General features: G+C 63.3%; 17 protein-coding genes. 12 read left to right on the forward strand and 5 right to left on the reverse strand.

Annotated elements, in window-relative coordinates; all coding sequences use genetic code 11:
• A partial coding sequence (locus VOI29_RS13165; protein ID WP_323779424.1) for a cytochrome P450 occupies positions 1-1126 on the reverse strand: 1126 nt, incomplete at its 3' end.
• Positions 1127-1286: 160 nt separating this feature from the next.
• Here VOI29_RS13165 and VOI29_RS13170 point away from each other — a divergent pair.
• From VOI29_RS13170 to VOI29_RS13180, 3 genes are all read left to right on the forward strand, one after another.
• On the forward strand, positions 1287-1616 hold the full coding sequence (locus VOI29_RS13170; RefSeq protein ID WP_323779426.1) for a TfoX/Sxy family protein: 330 nt from the start codon (positions 1287-1289) through the stop codon (positions 1614-1616).
• Positions 1617-1685: 69 nt separating this feature from the next.
• On the forward strand, positions 1686-1856 hold the full coding sequence (locus VOI29_RS13175; RefSeq protein ID WP_024090373.1) for a YqaE/Pmp3 family membrane protein: 171 nt from the start codon (positions 1686-1688) through the stop codon (positions 1854-1856).
• Complete coding sequence (locus VOI29_RS13180; RefSeq protein WP_323779428.1) at positions 1849-2328, forward strand: DUF4112 domain-containing protein; 480 nt, start codon at positions 1849-1851, stop codon at positions 2326-2328. The genes VOI29_RS13175 and VOI29_RS13180 overlap by 8 nt, the downstream gene beginning before the upstream one ends.
• 56 nt (positions 2329-2384) lie before the next feature.
• Here the strand turns inward: VOI29_RS13180 and ndk are convergent, their stop codons facing one another.
• Positions 2385-2807, reverse strand: coding sequence for a nucleoside-diphosphate kinase (ndk, locus tag VOI29_RS13185; protein WP_019298521.1), 423 nt, complete (start codon positions 2805-2807; stop codon positions 2385-2387).
• Positions 2808-3079: 272 nt separating this feature from the next.
• On the opposite strand from ndk, the gene VOI29_RS13190 reads away from it, so the two are divergent.
• Genes VOI29_RS13190 through VOI29_RS13200 form a run of 3 tightly spaced genes read left to right on the forward strand, consistent with a single transcriptional unit; the run spans position 3080 to position 6170 of the window.
• Positions 3080-4927, forward strand: a complete 1848-nt coding sequence (locus tag VOI29_RS13190; RefSeq protein ID WP_323779430.1) for an ABC-F family ATP-binding cassette domain-containing protein — start codon at positions 3080-3082, stop codon at positions 4925-4927.
• The gene (locus tag VOI29_RS13195) at positions 4924-5544 is read left to right on the forward strand and encodes a MarC family protein (protein ID WP_323779432.1); all 621 of its coding nucleotides are present in this window, start codon (positions 4924-4926) and stop codon (positions 5542-5544) included. The genes VOI29_RS13190 and VOI29_RS13195 overlap by 4 nt, the downstream gene beginning before the upstream one ends.
• Before the next feature lie 44 nt (positions 5545-5588).
• Entirely contained in the window at positions 5589-6170 is a 582-nt protein-coding gene (locus VOI29_RS13200) for a retropepsin-like aspartic protease family protein (RefSeq protein ID WP_323779434.1), read from the forward strand.
• A gap of 139 nt (positions 6171-6309) precedes the next feature.
• Here the strand turns inward: VOI29_RS13200 and VOI29_RS13205 are convergent, their stop codons facing one another.
• From VOI29_RS13205 to VOI29_RS13215, 3 genes are all read right to left on the reverse strand, one after another.
• Positions 6310-6861 (reverse strand): CHAP domain-containing protein, encoded by a 552-nt coding sequence (locus VOI29_RS13205; protein WP_323779436.1) that lies wholly within the window; start codon positions 6859-6861, stop codon positions 6310-6312.
• Positions 6862-7020: 159 nt separating this feature from the next.
• The gene (locus VOI29_RS13210) at positions 7021-7479 is read right to left on the reverse strand and encodes a DNA polymerase III subunit chi (protein WP_323779437.1); all 459 of its coding nucleotides are present in this window, start codon (positions 7477-7479) and stop codon (positions 7021-7023) included.
• Between the two features lie 6 nt (positions 7480-7485).
• Complete coding sequence (locus VOI29_RS13215) at positions 7486-8961, reverse strand: leucyl aminopeptidase (RefSeq protein WP_323779439.1); 1476 nt, start codon at positions 8959-8961, stop codon at positions 7486-7488.
• A gap of 195 nt (positions 8962-9156) precedes the next feature.
• Here VOI29_RS13215 and lptF point away from each other — a divergent pair, with 195 nt between their 5' ends.
• From lptF to VOI29_RS13245, 6 genes are all read left to right on the forward strand, one after another.
• Positions 9157-10275 (forward strand): LPS export ABC transporter permease LptF, encoded by a 1119-nt coding sequence (gene lptF, locus VOI29_RS13220; RefSeq protein ID WP_323779451.1) that lies wholly within the window; start codon positions 9157-9159, stop codon positions 10273-10275.
• Complete coding sequence (lptG, locus tag VOI29_RS13225; protein ID WP_323779441.1) at positions 10272-11375, forward strand: LPS export ABC transporter permease LptG; 1104 nt, start codon at positions 10272-10274, stop codon at positions 11373-11375. The genes lptF and lptG overlap by 4 nt, the downstream gene beginning before the upstream one ends.
• Positions 11359-13539, forward strand: coding sequence for an LPS-assembly protein LptD (locus VOI29_RS13230; RefSeq protein ID WP_323779443.1), 2181 nt, complete (start codon positions 11359-11361; stop codon positions 13537-13539). Before lptG ends, VOI29_RS13230 begins: the two co-directional genes overlap by 17 nt.
• Positions 13524-14783, forward strand: a complete 1260-nt coding sequence (locus VOI29_RS13235; protein ID WP_323779446.1) for a peptidylprolyl isomerase — start codon at positions 13524-13526, stop codon at positions 14781-14783. Before VOI29_RS13230 ends, VOI29_RS13235 begins: the two co-directional genes overlap by 16 nt.
• Positions 14780-15751: a 4-hydroxythreonine-4-phosphate dehydrogenase PdxA gene (gene pdxA / locus VOI29_RS13240; RefSeq protein WP_323779448.1), complete on the forward strand. Its 972-nt coding sequence runs from the start codon at positions 14780-14782 to the stop codon at positions 15749-15751. The genes VOI29_RS13235 and pdxA overlap by 4 nt, the downstream gene beginning before the upstream one ends.
• An 84-nt stretch (positions 15752-15835) precedes the next feature.
• A partial coding sequence (locus VOI29_RS13245; RefSeq protein WP_323779450.1) for an rRNA adenine N-6-methyltransferase family protein occupies positions 15836-16139 on the forward strand: 304 nt, incomplete at its 3' end.

Genomic DNA, 16139 nt, shown 5'->3' on the forward strand with positions numbered 1-16139 from the left:
GTTCAATGGCGATCCTCCCCTCCAGCCGCGCCAGCGTCAGCCCGACACAGACATGCGGCCCGCCGGCAAACGCCAAATGCCGGTTCGGCGTCCGCCCGGCATCAAAGTCGCCAGGCTTGTCAAACACCTCCGGATCCCGGTTCGCCGCGCCGATCAGCAGATGCAAGTTGGTCCCCGCAGGGACTTTCATGCCGCCGATTTCCACCTCCGCCGTGGTTTCCCGGTTGCCCAGCTGATTGGGCGAACGGAACCGCAGAACTTCCTCGACAGCGGGTTTGATCAGGTCCGGCTGCTCCAGCAGCCGCTGTTTTTGGTCCGGATGATCATTCAGCAGCGCCAATCCATTACCGATCAGATTGGTGGTCGTCTCGTGGCCTGCATTCAGTATAAAGATGCAATTCTGTATCAGCTCAACCTCGCTGAGAGTGCCATCAGCCCCCTCGCCGTTGATCAGCCGCGTCAGAACGTCGGTTTCGATATTCCCCGGGCTGGCCCGCCGCCGGGCGATCAGGTCCTGCAGATAAGCCTTGAATGCCTCCACCGCCCGGTGACCGGCCGCCAGCTGATCAGCCTTCAGCGTAGGCTCCAGCGCGCCCAGGATCGCCAGTGACCAATCGCGCAGCGGCGCCCGCTCCGCCATCGGCACGTCCAGCAGATTGCCGATAATCTGGATCGGAATGGAGGCCGCAAAATCCTCAATCAAATCCACCTTGGCCGCCCCTTCCAATTTGTCCAGCAAGTGATCAACCGTCTCAACCAGCCCCGGCTCCATCCTGGCAAGCGCCCGCGGCGTCAGCGCCGAGGTCATGATCCTGCGCACCCGCGTGTGCAGCGGCGGGTCTGAAAACACCAGGGACGTGGTGTGATGCTCAAACAACGGCGAACCCGCGCCGAACTTTGGCGCAAAAACCGTCTTCTTGTCCGAGGAAAACAGCGTGGTGTCCCGGTAGATCCTGTCCAGATCGGCATGGCGGCAGACCAGCAGTGATCCATCCGGCTGCGGCAGAACCGGCGCCCCGCGCAGCAAAGCATCATAAAAGGGAAAGGGATCCTCCAGAAAACCCTCCGGCGGGTTTGCCAGGTCAAACTCCTCAATGTTCACAGATCCGTGCTGTCCGCCACTCACCTGACACCCTCCCGCTGGCCTTGCCGCCAGAATTTCTGCGGCAAATGCGACTGTCAATCCGCCTTCGGGACAAAACCCAGCGTCAGGACGGCGCCGCGCCAGTGTCAAAGATGCCGGATTGCCGCGTGACAACACCGCTCGGACCAGTTAGAAACAAAACATGAACACTCCTATCTCTTCCATCCGCAACCTAGGCCCCGCTTACGAGGAAGCCTGCCACCGCGCCGGTATCTCCTCGGCCGAGGATCTGCATGCCATCGGCGCTGACGCAGCCTATGCCAGGCTGCTGCAAACCGGCACCCGGCCGCATTTCATCGGCTACTACGTGCTGGTGATGGCTCTGCAGGGTAGGCCGTGGAACGATTGCAAGGGCAAGGAGAAAGAAGAGCTTCGCCAGCGTTTTGACGAGATCAAGGCCAGCAGCTTTGATACGCAGAAGGCAGCCTTCGAAGCGGCCCTGGACATGATCGGGGTTGTCCCGCGCAAATAGCAGGGCGGAACCGAATGGGAGATCCGAGGGTTAGGTCATCAAGGGAACACCAACCAAAGGAGATCCTCGATGGACCTGATCCGCATCATTCTTGCAGTCATTCTGCCGCCGCTTGGCGTGTTTCTGCAGGTCGGCCTGGGCAAGCATTTCTGGCTGAACATCCTGCTGACCATCCTCGGCTACATCCCGGGCATCGTGCACGCTGTCTGGATTATCGCTAAGACGCCTGAACGTGCCTAAAGCTGCGCTTCACAAGGACCAGCTGCGGTCGCTGGAAAGCCTGGCCCATCGCATGGACCGCGCGTTCCGGATTCCGCTGATCGGCACGCGGGTCGGCTGGGACAGTATTCTGGGCCTTGTCCCCGGCGCGGGCGACATCATGGCGCTGCTGCCAGCCGCCTACATCCTGCTTTCAGGCCACCGCATGGGCGCTTCAAAAGCAACGCTGGCGCGTATGGCCGCCAATATCGGCATTGATGCGCTTGTGGGAGCGATCCCGTTGATCGGCGACCTGTTCGACATTGGCTGGAAGGCTAACGTCCGCAATGTTGCCCTGCTGCGCCGCCACCTGGAACACACAGCCGCGCAGGATGAGCCGATGGCGAAACGTCCTGCTCGGCGCGGCGTTTCCAAACGGACCGCACTGCGGCAGGCCACTGCTGTGCATCCGCATCGCAGGAACAGTGAGCGGCCCACTCGGTCTCAGTCATAAAAAAGACCGCGCCGGTTGCCCGGCGCGGCCTTTAAACCATCCGGTAAGCCTGCGGCTTAGCCGACCAGCTCGAGGCCGGAGAAGAAGTAGGCGATCTCAACCGCGGCGGTTTCCGGTGCGTCGGAGCCGTGAACGGAGTTTTCGCCTACCGATTCAGCGAATTCGGCGCGGATGGTGCCGGCCGCGGCGTCTGCCGGGTTGGTGGCGCCCATCACTTCGCGGTTTTTGGCGATGGCGTTTTCACCTTCCAGAACCTGCGCGACGATCGGAGCGGAGGCCATGAATTCGCACAGCTCATCGTAGAAGGGGCGCTCGGCGTGCACTTTGTAGAACTCGCCTGCCTGGGCTTTGGTCAGGTGAATGCGCTTTTGCGCCACGACACGCAGGCCGGCTTCTTCGAATTTGGCGTTGATTGCGCCGGTCAGGTTGCGGCGGGTTGCGTCGGGTTTGATGATCGAAAAAGTGCGTTCCAGTGCCATGGGGCAGACTCCTGTGCTGAAAAGCCGGACATCATGCCCGGCCCGTTACGAATTGCCGCTCCGATAGCATGGCTCTGTGACAGGATAAAGAGGGGATTGCGCAGCGTTGACGCAGCCGCAAAGGCGGTGCGCAGCCTGCCGGCTCGGCGCCCTGTGCCCTTGCCGGTCCCCCCGCCGATCTGAAATAACCCTGCCACATCCAGCGGCCGCCGGTGCCCTGCACATGGCCTGCCCCATTGACAAGGGCCAGACAGTACAGCAGTGCTCGGCCTATGTTACGTATCAGCGATATATCCTACGCGGTCGAAGGCCGTCTTTTGTTCGATGGCGCCAGCGCCACGATCCCCACTGGCCACAAGGTTGGACTGGTCGGCCGCAACGGCACCGGCAAGACCACGCTGTTCCGGCTGATCCGCAATGAGCTGTCGCTGGAATCCGGCGCCATTTCCCTGCCCAGCCGGGCCCGGATCGGCGGCATCGCGCAGGAAGCGCCATCGTCAAACGTGTCGCTGATTGATACGGTGCTCGCGGCAGATACCGAACGTGCCGAATTGATGGCCGAGTCTGAGACCGCGCAGGATCCCGCCCGGATTGCCGAAATTCAAACCCGCCTGTCAGATATCGATGCCTGGTCGGCCGAGGCCCGCGCCGCCGCCATCCTCAAAGGTCTCGGGTTTGACTACGCCGCCCAGCAACGCCCCTGCTCCGACTATTCGGGCGGCTGGCGGATGCGCGTCGCCCTTGCGGCGGTGCTGTTTTCCCAGCCTGATCTGCTGCTGCTTGATGAACCGACCAACTATTTGGATCTTGAAGGCGCGCTGTGGCTCGAAGCCTATCTGGTAAAATACCCGCACACAGTGATCATCATCAGCCACGACCGCGAGCTGCTGAACCGCTCGGTGAACGGCATTCTGCATCTCGAAGAGCTTGGCCTCACCTATTACTCCGGCAACTATGACCAGTTTGCCCGCCAGCGCGCTGCCAACCGCGCCAATCAGGCTGCCCAAGCCAAAAAACAGGATGCCCGCCGCGCCCATCTGCAGGCCTTTGTCGACAGGTTCAAAGCCAAAGCCAGCAAAGCCAAACAGGCGCAAAGCCGGGTGAAGATGCTGGAAAAGATGGAGACCATCCGCGCGCCCGAAGACGCCGCGCGCACCGTTTTCACTTTTCCCGAACCCGAGGAGCTGTCGCCACCGATCATCGCAACCGAGGGCGCCTCGGTCGGGTACGACGGCACCCCGATCCTCAGCCGGCTGGATCTGCGCATCGATCAGGACGACCGTATCGCGCTCTTCGGCAAGAACGGCGAGGGTAAGTCCACCCTGTCCAAGATGCTGTCAGGCCGTCTGGATGTGATGGCCGGCAAGATGACCCAGTCCGGCAAGCTGCGGATTGGCTTCTTTGCTCAGCACCAGGTGGATGAGCTGCACATCGACGAAACCCCGCTGCAGCATTTGCAGCGCGAACGCCCGGATGAAGGCCAGGCCCGCCTGCGCGCCCGGCTGGCCGGGTTCGGCCTGGGGTCGGATCAGGCTGATACCGAGGTGGGACGTCTTTCCGGCGGCCAAAAAGCGCGGCTGTCGCTGTTGCTGGCCACCCTGCCCGCCCCGCATCTGCTGATCCTTGATGAGCCGACCAACCACCTGGATATCGAAAGCCGCGAAGCTTTGGTCGAAGCGCTGACCGCCTATTCCGGCGCGGTCATTCTGGTCAGCCACGACATGCATCTGCTCAGCCTGGTCGCAGACCGGCTGTGGCTGGTGTCGGGCGGCACCGTGAAACCGTTCGAGGGCGACCTGCCGGCCTACCGCGATCTGCTGCTGACCCGCGACAAACCCGCAGGCAAGCCCAAGGCGGCAAAGCCCAAGCGCCCCACCCGCGACGCGATCCTGGCCCTGCGCGCCGACGTGCGCAAAGGCGAAGCCCGGCTCGAAAAAGTCAGCGAGATGCGCGACAAACTCGCCAAGAAACTGGCGGATCCTGCCCTCTATGACGACGGGCGCAAGGACGAAGCTGTTGTCTGGCAGCGCAAATATGCCGAGGTGATGGAGGCGCAGGACCGCGCCGAGGAGCTTTGGCTGAAAGCGGTGGAGAAACTGGAAAAAGCAGAGGCGCAATGATCGATACGGCGTTTCTGATCACCTCCTTTGTCACACTGTTTGTCATCGTTGACCCGATCGGCCTGACCCCGATCTTTCTGGCGCTGACTCAGGGGATGACGCCGGCACAGCGGCGCGCGATTGCTCTGCGCTCCACCATCACTGCGGCAATTCTGCTTGCGCTGTTTGCGGCGTTTGGCGAGGCGGTGCTCGGCTTTGCAGGAATTTCCATGCCTGCCTTCCGCATTGCGGGGGGCGTGCTGTTGTTCCTCACCGCGCTCGACATGCTGTTTGAACGCCGCAACAAGCGGCGCGAAGACCGCAGCGAGGAGGATGATTCTGAGGACCCCTCCATCTTCCCGCTGGCGATCCCGCTGATTGCAGGCCCCGGGTCCATTGCCACCGTCATTCTGCTGGCGGGCCAGCAGCCTGGCATTGCCGGCTTTGCCATGGTGATGGGCGTGGTGGTTGCGGTGCTGGCGATCCTCTTGGTGATGTGCCTGTTTTCCGGCCTGTTCGAACGCATGCTGGGCAAGACCGGCATCACCGTCGTGACCCGTCTCCTGGGCATGCTTCTGGCGGCGCTTTCCGTCCAGTTCGTGCTCGACGGGCTGCGTGCTTTTGGATTTGCAGGCTAGCATAACGTCCCGGCCCGCCTACATTATATGCAGGAGGTGCGCAGATGGGCGAATATGAAATCGGGCGGGTCATCTATCTGGTTGTCCTGCTGGTTGCAGTCGGGTTCTGGGTGTTTCTGCAAAACCGCCAAAACATCGGCAAATCCCTGCAGATGTTTGCTGTCTGGGGCTTCATCTTTCTGGGTGTGATCGCCTCCTACGGGCTGTGGGAGGACATCCGCCAAACCGTGCGCCCGCAGCAAAGCGTCGCGGTGGATGCCGGGAGGGTCGAAGTGCCGCGCGCGCCTGACGGGCATTACTATCTGACGCTGGAGGTGAATGGCGCCGCCGTCCCGTTTCTGGTCGACACCGGCGCCAGCGAAGTTGTACTGAACGCGCGCGATGCCAAGCGTGCCGGCATCGACACCGACGCCCTCGCCTATCTCGGCCGCGCCCGCACCGCCAATGGCGAGGTGCGCACGGCCTCGGTCTGGATCGAAGAAATGTCGCTGGGCGGCATCACCGACACAGACGTGCGCGTGTGGGTGAACCAGGGCGAGCTGGAGCAATCCCTGCTGGGCATGGGTTACCTGCAGCGCTGGTCCAGCATCGAAATCCGCAATGGCGCATTGGTGCTGACACGCTGACCAGGTGCCTGGGCAGCGCAGGCCTCCGGCAGCAGTATTCCGGGCCAGAAAGAAGCCAGAGGCGTTTTCTTTCTGTTGCACGAAATACCCTTGGGTGAATTGGCCGGACCGCCAGGAGGGCAGCGCCGCTCCCCAACGATCACCCTTCGTCAAGTACCGGCAGAATGAAGCCGTTGACCGGATAGACCCGCCCGAAGGCCCCCGGATTGCTCTCCAGGCGCACCGCGGACCAGTCGTTTTCGGCCGATACGTCGATGACCGCCATTCCCAGCGACACCTTGTTGCGGCGCCAGTTTGCGTGATTGACCCGGATCCTGCGCGGATCCTCAACCTTGGACACCACAGCAACATGGCCCAGCGGATTGGAGCGGGTCGCCCGGAAGGCCATCACCGCACCCGATTGCGGCTTCTGACCGCGGCTGAACTGTCCTTTGGCCTGCCCCCACCAGGTTTTCGCATTGCCGAAGATCTCGATCCCGCTGGCGTTGCGGGCAAAGGGCACGCACCAGACACGGCGCCCCCTGGATTGCAATGACTGAACTTCTTGAACCGCGTATTCCAGCCGCGCGGCCTCAGCCTCGGCGCGGGCCACCGATCCGCCTTGAATATCCCCGCAATTGGCCAGCAACAGAAGCCCCGCCCCAACAAACGGCAACAGCCGCGCCCGACGGAACACAGGTGTCTTTTTCATCTGTCCCCCAGTGTCCTGGATTTTGTTCTGATCTTTTTGACCAGGAGACGTACTGCGGCAGAGCCTTTGGCGCGAGCATTTCCTGCCAAACTGAAACAAACCTGTAGGGAATTGGCAAAATCCTGCCGATACAGCGGGCGAACTTGCCGGTGTCCCGGCCTATTTCTCGGCCTTCTTCTCCCAGCGGCCGCTTTCTTCTGACCAGTACTGGGCGGAACAGCCTGCATCGGTTAGGGTTTTCCACTGGCTGCGGGCGTGCTGCACGGCTTCCGGATCGGTGCCGTCAAACAGAATGCAGACACGGCTCAGCGTCTGCACCTCATCCGCGCTGACCGCGGCGCCATCCACCGCCATCACACAGTTGGGGGAATTGGCTGCCTCGGGTCCTACGGTAAGCAGAACCGGCTGCAGCGCATCATGGGGGCCGCCTGCAAGGCCATGGGGCAAAAAACTGTCCTCCGGCCCCAGCCACAACCGGTCATCCAGCCAGGCCATCCGCTGGGGGTCGCGCCCGCGCACCGCAATGCGCCAGCCCGCCCCGCGCGCCTTGCCCAGAAGGACCGGCAGGGTCTCCTCCAGCGGCCTGCGGGTCAGATGATAGAAGTAGGCAGCCCCCATGAATGCTTATTCCGCCTCGAACTTATCCGCGACCAGACGGTTCAGCGCCATCACGCCCCAGCCGGTGGCGCCTTTGGGCGCATAATCCGTATCCTCCTTGACCGCGGCCACACCGGCGATGTCCAGATGGATCCAGGGCATGCCGTCCTTAATGAAACGCTGCAAAAACTGCGCCGCAGTGATTGAGCCCGCAGGACGCCCGCCGACGTTTTTCATATCGGCAATGCGCGATTTCAACTGATCGTCATAGGCTTTGCCCAACGGCATCCGCCAGGCGCCCTCATCCTCGGAATGCGCGGCCTTAAGGAAGGCATTGCACAGATCGTCATCGTTCGAGAACACGCCGGCATTCTCATGCCCCAGCCCGATGATGATCGCGCCGGTCAGGGTCGCCAGATCAACCACGCCGGCAGGCTTGAACCGTTCCTGCGCATACCACAGGACGTCGCACAGAACCAAACGGCCTTCGGCGTCGGTGTTGATAATCTCGACCGTGTCGCCCTTCATCGATTTCACCACATCGCCCGGACGGGTGGCATTGCCCGAAGGCATGTTTTCCACCAGCCCGACCAGACCAACCACATTGGCCTTGGCTTTGCGCAGCGCCAGCGCCTTCATCGTGCCGGCCACAACACCGGCGCCGCCCATGTCCATCGTCATGTCTTCCATGCCGCCTGCAGGTTTCAGGGAGATACCGCCGGTATCAAACACCACGCCCTTGCCGACCAGTGCCAGCGGAGCTGCATCCCCGGCGCCGCCTTTCCACTGCATCACCGCCACTTTTGAGGGGCTGTCAGACCCCTGGCCGACGCTCAGCAGCGTGCGCATGCCAAGCTTTTCCAGATCCGCCTCCTCCAGGACCTCGACCTCAAGGCCGATGTCTTTCATTTCCTCAATGCGGCGGGCGAATTCCGTGGTTGTCAGCACATTGGCGGGCTCATTGACCAGATCCCGGGTCATGTGAACGCCTTCCGCTACGGCCAGTAACGGTCCGCAGGCAGCTTCCAGATCGGACGGCACTTTCGCGGCAATCACCACCTCGCCTTCGGATTTGTCTTCGGCAGGGGTCTTATGATTGTCAAAGCCATAGTTTCGCAGCGCAATGCCCAGTGTGAGGTCAGCAGCCTTGTTCATACTGCCGGCCATTACCGTCAGACGCTTGCCTGCGGCCCCTTTGGCCAGTTTGGCACCTGCCTGGCGCGCCTCCACCGGGGTCAGCTTGCGCGGCAGAACCAGCACATCCAGCGCCTCGGCCTGCATGCCAGCAGGCCAGCCAAGCGAGATCACATCCCCTGCCTTGGCCTTCTTGAAACCATCCGATTCGATCAGCCGGGCAATTGCCCCTTTGCTCAGCCGGTTGGCCGTGCGCGCCGCTTGATCCATGCTGCCATCGGGCGTCACCATCACCGCCACGCGGCCGGTCATTTCCGGCAGTGCCTGTGGGTCGTACTCGGCAAAACGGATCGGGGTAAGGCTGCTCATTCTCGCATGCTCCTGCTGGTTTCATATGGCTCTTGGGTAAGAGGTATCCTGCGCAGAGGCGCTTGGCCAGACCCGCCTTTGCGCCCGCGGCAGCCGCGATCCGCCGCCGAATGAGGCCGCTTGCGAGAATGCAGTTTTCCCCGCCGGCCAAATCCACTAATGTTCCGCAAAATCACAATGGTCTGGGGGGATCGGGTGTCACGCTACGACAGATACGTGCTGTCACAATATCTGCTCTTCTTCGGCTTTTTTGCGCTGATTCTGGTGGCCGTGTTCTGGGTCAACCGGGCTGTTGTGCTGTTCGACCGGCTGATCGGCAACGGGCAGTCGGCTTTGGTGTTCCTCGAATTCACCGCCCTCACCTTGCCGAACCTCATCCGCATGGTGCTGCCGATTGCCGCCTTCGGCGCCTCGGTCTGGGTGACCAACCGGCTGAACAGCGAAAGCGAGCTGACTGTGCTGCGCGCCACCGGCACCAGCCCCTGGCAGATGGCGCGGCCGGCGCTGGCCTTTGGCGTCATCACCGCTCTGATGATGTCGGCGCTGACCCACTACCTGCTGCCGGCCTCGATCAGCCAGCTGGAGGTGCGCGAAAGCGAGGTCTCCCGCAACATCACCGCCAAGCTGCTGAGCGAGGGCGATTTCCTGCACCCGGCAGACGGTGTCACCTTCTATATCCGCCAGATCGACCCGGACGGCACCTTGAACGACGTCTTCCTGTCTGACCGCCGCGACCCGGCAACCACGTTGACCTATACCGGTGCCCGCGCCTTTCTGGTGCGCGACGAAGGCAGCGCTCATCTGATCATGGTCGACGGCATGGCGCAGCGGCTGGACAATCAGACACAACGGCTTTCGACCACGTTCTTCTCGGATTTTTCATATGATATCAGCGCACTCGCCCGGAGGTCTGAAAACCCGGCGCGCAACATCCGTGCGATCCCAAGCCTGGAGCTGATGACCAGCACCCAGGCCATCACCCGCAGCGATGGCTATTCCGCAGGCGCCCAAGCCGAGGAACTGCACCTGCGCTTTGCCCGTGCTCTGGTCTGTGTGGCCGTCGCCCTGATCGGGTTTTCCGCCCTGATGCTGGGCACCTTCTCGCGTTTCGGCGTTTGGCGCCAGGCCTTCCTGGCCTTTGTTGTGCTGATCTTTGTCGAGGGCTTGCGCGGGATTGTCTCGGAGCCGGTTCTGCAAAATCCCAGCCTGTGGCCGCTGATCTATCTGCCGACCTTTCTGGGACTGGCCGTGGCGCTGATCTTCCTGGTTCTGTCAGTCCGGCCCAAACGGACCCGGGCGGAGGCGCCTTCATGAAGCTGGACTTCTATTACGCCCGCCGCTTCCTGCAATGGTTCCTGGTGATCTGCGCAGTTCTGATGACGCTGGTGGTGCTGATCGACCTGAATGAGCAGATCCGCCGCTTCGAGGCGATCGATCTCAGCCTGGCCCAGCTGCTGGGGCTGACCCTGCTGAACATCCCGGCGGCGCTGTCGGAGTTCCTGCCGCTGATCATGATCCTGTCGACCATCGTGCTGTTTGTCGGCCTCGCCCGCAGCAGCGAGCTGGTGGTGACCCGCGCCATCGGCCGGTCCGGCATCCGTGCGCTGGCGGCACCGGTAATGGTGGCCGCTGCTATCGGCGCCCTGGCGGTCACCATGCTGAACCCGATCGCGGCGGCAACCGCCAACCGCTACCAGGATCTGACCGAAACCTATCACAACGGCGGACCGTCAGCGCTATCGCTGTCCGGCGAAGGTCTGTGGCTGCGCCAGGGCGGGGCCAGGGGGCAAGCGGTCATCCACGCCAAAGGCTACAGCGGCGACGCTGCGGATATCACTTTGCTTGACGTGTCGATCCACGCCTACACCAAGTCCGGCGGCCTGGTCCGCCGCATCATCGCCGACAGCGCCCGGCTGGACGGCAACAACTGGGTCCTGTCGAACGTCAAATCCTGGCCGCTGGCAGCAGGCATCAACCCCGATTCCAATGCCGCCCGGCATGACGAGCTGCGGTTGCCCACAACACTGACCACCGACCGGATCCGTGATACGCTGGGCACGGCCAGCGGCATCTCGATCTACGATCTGCCCTCCACTATCCGCGAATTGTCTGCCGCAGGCTTTACAACCAAACGCTACGAGGTCCGCTATCAGGCAGAGCTGGCCCGCCCCCTGTTTCTGATCGCCATGGTGCTTGTCGGGGCGTCCTTTACCATGCGGCACGCGCGCTTCGGCGGCACCGGGCTGGCGGTGCTCATGGCGGTGCTCCTGGGATTCGGGCTTTATTTCATCCGCAATTTCGCGCAAATCCTTGGAGAGAACGGGCAAATCCCGGTGGCCCTGGCCGCCTGGGCGCCGCCCGCCGCCGCGATACTTTTGACCTTGGGACTGCTCCTCCATGCCGAAGACGGGTAACTTGCGCCGCGCATTGCTTCTTTCTGCTGTGCTGCCCTGGCTGGCGCTGTCCGCCCCTGCCCCGCAGGCGCAGACCGCGACGCCGCCTGATCCTGCGCAACCCGCAATGCTGGTTGCAGATCAGGTCTTCATCACCCCGGACCGCATCCTGGTGGCCGAAGGCAACGTCGAAGCGTTTCAGGGCAACACCCGGCTGCGCGCAGAAAAGATCACTTTTGACCAGACCACCGGCACCCTGCAGATCGAAGGCCCTATCCGTATCGACCAGGAAGGCGATATCACCATCCTGGCCGATGCCGCCGAGCTGGACAGCGACCTGCGCAACGGCCTCTTGACCGGCGCCCGCATGGTGTTCCAGCAGCAGCTGCAGCTGGCCTCGCTTCAAATGACTCGAGTCAGCGGCCGTTACACCCAGCTGTACAAGACCGCCGTCACCTCCTGCCACGTCTGCGAAGACGGCCGCCCGCCGCTCTGGCAGATCCGAGCCGAGCGGGTGACCCACGACCAGCAGGAACGCCAGCTTTATTTCGAGGGCGCCCAGCTGCGTGTTCTGGACGTCCCGGTCTTCTACTTCCCGGCGCTGCGCCTGCCGGATCCCTCACTGGAGCGCGCCAGCGGCTTCCTGATCCCGTCGCTGCGCTCCACCTCGAACCTCGGCACCGGGGTCAAAGTGCCCTACTTCTTCACCCTCGGCCCGCACCGCGACCTGACACTGGCGCCCTATATCTCCTCCAGCACCCAGACGCTGGACGTCCGCTACCGCCAGGCCTTCCGCCGCGGCCGGATCGAATTCAACGGCGCCTACACCCGCGACGACCTGTTTCCCGGCGAGGACCGCGGCTACATCTTTGGCGAAGGCCAGTTCGATCTGCCGCGGGACTTCCGGCTTACTTTCGACGTCAAGGCGGTTTCGGACGATGCTTATCTTGAAGACTACGGGCTGCCGGAACTGGACCGTCTGCGGTCCGAAGCGGTGCTGTCCCGCGCCAAACGCGACAGCCTGTTCCGCGCGTCCCTGACCCATTACAAAACCCTGCGCCTCAGCGAACAACAGGCAAACATCCCTTCCGGAATTGCTGAAGCCTTTTATCAGACCCGCCACCATCCCGCCCTCACCGGCGGCGAGCTGCGGCTGACCCTGCAGGGCCATGGCCACCGCCGCAGTTCCAGCATCGACGGCACCGCCACTGACAGCAACGGCCGCGATCTTGCACGGCTCACGGCCGATATCGACTGGCGCCGCAGCTGGCGCCTGGGTTCCGGCATCCTGGCGGAATGGGAACTCGGCGCCGCAGCAGACGCCTTCCGGGCCTATGATGACAGTGTCTACAACGAAGAGGTCACCCGCCTGACCCCGCGCACCGCGCTGACCTTACGCCTGCCGATGAGCCGCCGCGACGCAGGCGGCGCCACCCAATACCTGGAGCCGATTCTGCAGCTGGGCTGGCGCGACGAAGGCGGAGGCAATGTGGTCACCGAGGAAAGCCGTTTTGTCGAGTTTGACCAGGGCAATCTCTTGTCGCTGTCCCGGTTTCCCTCCACCGACGCCCGCGAGGACGGACTGACCCTGGTCTACGGCGCCAACTGGGCGCGTTATGCGCCCACCGGCTGGCAGGCCTATGTCACAGCCGGCCAGGTGCTGCGAAGCGACGGCGACAGCCGGTTCACCAAAAGCTCCGGCCTCAGCGGCACCTCTTCCGACTTCCTGCTGGCAGGTCAGATCAAATTCGGCGACGGGCTGGCCCTTTCCACCCGCGGCTTGCTGAACGGCGCGCTGAATTTTTCCAAGGCTGAACTGCGCGGCGACTGGCGCACCAGCCGCTCCAGCCTCTCCGGCACCTATCTGTGGCTCGGCACCGACCCCGATGAGGACCGGACTGAGGAAAGCTCGGAACTGTGGGTGGACGGCAGCTATGACATCAACCCCAGCTGGTCCGCCAGCGCCCGGCTGCGCTATGATATTTCCGGCGCCCGTGCCACCCGCGCTGGCCTCGGCGTGGCGTACCGCAACGAATGCGTGACGGTCGACCTTTCCGTTAACCGCCGCTATACCTCAACAACAAGTGTTGAGCCGACAACAGATTTCGGCTTTACCATTTCCCTCAGCGGATTTTCCGTAAAGAGCGGCAGCAAACAGTACAGGCGGTCATGCAGCAAGACGTGAATACCCGGTTCCCGGCTCCTTTCCTCTCCCGTGCTTTCAAAACCGCAGCCGCGCTGGCGCTGGCCGCGGGGCTTTCCTGGACCGGCCTGCCGGCGGAAGCACAAAACCTATTTGCCCCGGCCATCACCGTGAATGACGAAGTCATCACCCGGTACGAGCTGGAACAGCGCGCCCGCTTCCAGTCGGCGCTGCGGGTGCCCGGCGATCCTTTGGACACCGCCCGCGAGGAGCTGATCAACGACCGGCTCAAACTCGCCGAGCTGGAACAGGCCGGGATCGAATTGACCGATGACGAAATCACCGCCGGCATGGAAGAACTGGCCGGACGCGCCAACCTGTCGCTGAACGACTTCCTGACCGCACTGCAGCAGCAGGGGGTCGAACCGCAAACCCTGCGCGATTTCACCAAGGTCGGGCTGGGCTGGCGGGAATATACCCGCGCCCGCTTCCTGTCCCGCGCCCGCCCCACTCCGGTTGAGATTGACCGCGCCATGGGGTCGGCCGGAACCGGCAGCGTCCAGGTTTTGCTCAGCGAATTCATCGTTCCGATCAACGAACAGAACGCAGCCCAGGTCGAAGAGCTGATCGAACAGGTTGCCCGGCTCAAGGGCTACGACAGCTTCTCGGCCGCCGCCACCCAATATTCCGCCGCAGGCAGCCGCAACGACGGGGGCCGCCTGCCCTGGATGCCGCTGACCAAGCTGCCGCCGCAGCTGCAAGAGGTTGTACTGGCCCTGAAGCCGGGCGAGATTTCCGAACCACTGCCGCTGCAAAGCGCAGTAGCCCTGTTCCAGATGCGCGGCGTGCGAGAGGTCGAAGGCGCGGCACCGCGCTTCTCCGCGATCGAATACGCCGCATATCACGTGCCCGGCGGCCGCACGCCCGAGGGGCTTGCCGCGGCGCAAAAGGTGGTAAACAGCATCGACACCTGCGAGGATTTCTATGGGCTGGCCCAGGGCCAGGATCCCTCTGTTCTGGATGTGCAAAGCCTGCCGCCGTCTGATATCCCCGGCGATGTCGCCTTGGAACTGGCCAAACTGGACCCGGGTGAGACCTCTACTGCGCTGACCCGCAATAACGGCCAGACGCTGTTGGTGCTGATGCTCTGCGGCCGCACCGCCGATCTGGGCGAGGACAGCTCCCGCGAAACCGTGGCCAATGCGCTGACGGCGCAGCGGATGGCCTCGCTGGCCGGCAGCTATCTCGAACAGCTGCGCGCCGACGCCCGGATCGACATCAAATGAGCCGGCCCGGGCCGATTGCTCTCAGCTGCGGCGAGCCCGCAGGCATCGGCCCGGAAATCGCCGTCAAGGCCTGGGAGGCCCTCCGCAGTTCTTGCCCGTTCTTCTGGATCGGCGATCCGCGCCACCTGCCGGAAGGCACCCCGTTCAAGGAAATCGCCGCCCCATCTGCGGCTGCCGCGGCCTGCGCAGACAGTTTTCCGGTGCTGCCCCTCGCTTTCGCCGGCAGCGCGGCCAGGGGCACTGCCGACCCGGCCAATGCCGCCGGTGTCATCCGGTCCATCGAAACCGCCGTCCAACTGGTCCAGAGCGGCGAAGCCGCCGCTGTCTGCACCGCCCCGATCCACAAAAAGGCGCTGATCGACGGTGCCGGCTTTTCCTATCCCGGCCACACCGAATTCCTGGCCGCACTCGCGGGCCGCAGCCGGGTGGTGATGATGCTGGCCAGCGACCGGTTGCGGGTGGTGCCCGCCACCATCCACATCGCTCTGTCCGAAGTCCCCAAGGCTCTGACCCCCGAGCTGCTGCACGAGACCATCGAAATCACCGCCGCGGGACTGCGCAGCCAGTTCGGCATCGCCGCGCCCCGCATCGCCGTCGCCGGGCTTAACCCGCATGCCGGCGAAGGCGGCGCCATGGGCCATGAGGAACTGGATTGGATCAACGCCCTGATCACCCAGATGCAAGGCGAAGGGCTGGCTGTCACCGGCCCGCACCCCGCCGACACGATGTTCCACGCCGCCGCCCGCGCCCGCTATGACGCGGCGGTCTGCATGTATCACGACCAAGCGCTGATCCCGATCAAGACGCTGGATTTCGACCGCGGCGTCAACGTGACCCTTGGCCTGCCCTTCATCCGTACTTCACCCGATCACGGCACCGCTTTTGATATTGCAGGCACCGGTCGGGCCAATCCCACCAGCCTGATCGAGGCCCTGAAGCTGGCGCAGCGGATGGCTGCCAGCCCTTGATTCTTCTTCTGGCGGCAAATATTCCCGCCGGAGGCATGAAAAATCCGGCGCACGGCCCGCGCCCTGTCCCAAGGTACAGATGATATGAGCGCTATCGACTCCCTTCCCCCTCTGCGTGAAGTGATCGCAACGCATCAATTGTCGGCGCGCAAATCGCTGGGCCAGAACTTTCTGCTGGATCTGAACCTCACCGCCAAGATCGCGCGGCAGGCCGGCGACCTATCAGATTGCGACGTGCTGGAAATCGGCCCCGGCCCCGGCGGCCTCACCCGCGGCCTGCTGGCCGAAGGCGCCCGCCGGGTGCTGGCAGTGGAGAAAGACAGCCGCTGCCTGCCCGCGCTGCAGGAGATCGCAGACGCCTATCCGGGCCGGTTTGATGTCATCAACG

It is taken from the genome of Leisingera sp., assembly GCF_034669605.1.
Lineage (GTDB): Bacteria > Pseudomonadota > Alphaproteobacteria > Rhodobacterales > Rhodobacteraceae > Leisingera.